The following is a 2,422-nucleotide window of genomic DNA, read 5'->3' on the forward strand; positions in this document are numbered from 1 at the left end:
GGTCGTGGTCTCGGCCTCGTTGGCCTGGACGAGGATCTTGTCCTCGAGTGGCTTGATTTTCACGCTCGCCACGATTGGAGCCCTCCACTTGATCAGGGTGCGGGTTCGGGGCTGTTCCCCGAACCCTTCGGAATTAACGCTGTGGCATTCGTCCGTACCCTCGCGCCGTCGTCGCGGGTGCCGAGCCAGGGATTGTCCGACTGCCACCTAGCACTCTATACACCTGAGTGCTAGCACTCAAGGGTGGGCCGTTGCTTCCGGCGGTGGGCGCCGGCGCGGGTGACCGGCAGGCTGCCGCGACCGGGATACTTTCGGTCAACACACTGCGTGCGCCTTCGAGCACGGCGGCGACGATCGAGGCGGCTCCTGGCGCGGCGAGTAAGGCAGATGTCGGTGGAAAGCCCTATCGTGATCGCATGCTCGTGACCGGATGGCAGCAGGCGCTCACGGTCCTGGTAATCGTGATTCCCGGATTCGTCTACCAGATCGTTCGATCACGGCTGCGAGGACCCAGTCCCGAAGATGGCGACTTGGGCGTGCGCGTTCTTCGTGCGCTGACGATATCCGGCCTGTTTGCCCTTATCTACCTCATTGCCCTGGGTCAAGTGCTGACATCGGCGATCAGTCGTCCAAGGTCCTACCTTGACCATCCTCGCTACACCGCGCTGCTGTTATTCGCGCTGGTGTTCCTGATCCCGGCGGTTGTCGCCGTAGTGCTACACGCCCGCAACACCCGCCGCCTGTATCCGAATGTGCCATGGAAGCAGGTTTTCCGGATCTGCAACCCCACGCCGACTGCCTGGGATTTCGCGGTGAACCGTGTCGGCCCAGGATATGTGCGCGTTCTCAACAAGGACGGCAACTGGGTGGGCGGTTACGCCGGCGAGGACTCGTTCTACACGAACTTTCCCCAGTCCCGCGAGATTTTCGTCGAGACTGCATGGCGGCTCGATGAACTGGGCGAGTTCGAAAAGCCGATTACGGGAAGTGCAGGGCAGTGGATCAAGTGCGATGATGCACCGGTCGTTGAATTTCTGAGGCCACAGGAAACTACTCCGGATAATGCGGCATCGCAGAGTTGGCAGGCGGACACTGGTAGCAGTGAAGCAGGAGGTGAGCGCAGTGCGCGACTCTGACACAAGCAAGTCATCTGGTGATGGATGGATGCCGCCTCGCGGCGGCGGATATCGCCCGGGCAAAAACACCGCGACCCCCACGCCGACCCGGAAGCGAGAGCCAGCTCCACCGCCACCCGGGCCGGCGGGCGTCACAAAAGCAGGGAACTACCATGCCGACTAAGGACGTCTCCGGCGACAGCTTCGAGAAGAAAGGCGGGCGCCAGCCCTCACCGCACCGTGCGCCCCCACCGCCACCACCCCAGCCTCCGCCACCCCGTGGCGGCGGGAGCGTCACCAAGAAGTAGACCTCGTCGACGGCCTGCGACAGTTTGGCGGCGACGTGGACTTGCGGGGGCTGAGGCTTCAACGCAGTTGGCCGGTCACCACCGGCAGACCGGGGTCGGTGGCCACGCCCAGCGGCGACGGCGGCGCCCCAGCGGCGATCAGGTGCGCAGCGTAGGATGCGATCATCGCACCGTTGTCGGTGCACAGCCGCGGCGGTGGTATTCGCAACGTTAAACCTGCTGCAGCGCAGCGTTGTTCGGCAAGCTCGCTGAGCCGCGAGTTGGCGGCCACTCCGCCGGCGATCAGCAGTGTGGCCACCCCGAGCTCGGTGGCGGCACGCACGGCCTTGCGGGTGAGCACATCGGCGACGGCCTCCTGGAACCCAGCCGCCACGTCGGCCACACGGAATCCCGGATGGCTCTCCACATACCGCACCACTGCGGTCTTCAAGCCCGAGAAGCTGAACGCATACGGATCGCCCCGCGGCCCGGTCATGCCGCGCGGAAAGTCGACGGCATCGCGGTCCCCGGTGCGGGCCAAGGCATCGAGCACCTGCCCGCCCGGATAGCCCAGGCCGAGCAGCCTGGCCACCTTGTCATAGGCCTCCCCCGCGGCATCGTCGACGGTACCGCCCATCTCGACGATCGGCTCGCCCAGCGAACGCACGTGCAACAGGTGGGTATGTCCGCCGGAGACCAGCAGGGCCGCGCACTCCGGCAGCGGCCCGTGTGCGTAGGTGTCGGCGGCCAGGTGCCCCCCCAGGTGGTTGACGGCGTAGAACGGCACCCCCCACGCAGCCGCGTAAGCCTTGGCCGCGGCCACTCCCACCATCAGCGCTCCGGCCAGGCCGGGCCCGATTGTCGCCGCCACCGCGTCGGGCCGGTCCACGCCCGCTGTTGCCAGCGCGCGGCGCATGGTCGGTCCGAGCGCCTCCAGATGCGCCCGCGACGCGATCTCGGGCACCACCCCGCCGAACCGGGCGTGCTGGTCGACGCTGGAGGCCACCTCGTCGGCCAGCA

Annotated in this window: 2 protein-coding genes and 1 pseudogene; 1 reads left to right on the forward strand and 2 read right to left on the reverse strand. The window is 66.5% G+C overall.

Features of this window, described 5'->3' with window-relative positions; all coding sequences use genetic code 11:
- A pseudogene (locus AC2VOP_RS03445) lies at positions 1-207 on the reverse strand (hypothetical protein); the annotation flags it as partial.
- A 44-nt stretch (positions 208-251) separates the two neighbouring features.
- On the opposite strand from AC2VOP_RS03445, the gene AC2VOP_RS03450 reads away from it, so the two are divergent.
- A complete protein-coding gene (locus tag AC2VOP_RS03450) occupies positions 252-1,136 on the forward strand; it encodes a DUF6338 family protein (RefSeq protein WP_486959672.1) in 885 nt (294 codons plus the stop codon).
- A 345-nt stretch (positions 1,137-1,481) separates the two neighbouring features.
- Here the strand turns inward: AC2VOP_RS03450 and tsaD are convergent.
- Positions 1,482-2,422, reverse strand: a 941-nt coding sequence (gene tsaD / locus AC2VOP_RS03455) for a tRNA (adenosine(37)-N6)-threonylcarbamoyltransferase complex transferase subunit TsaD (RefSeq protein ID WP_486959673.1), incomplete at its 5' end; no start/stop codon positions are given.

This window comes from Mycobacterium sp. TH-M106 (assembly GCF_057473765.1).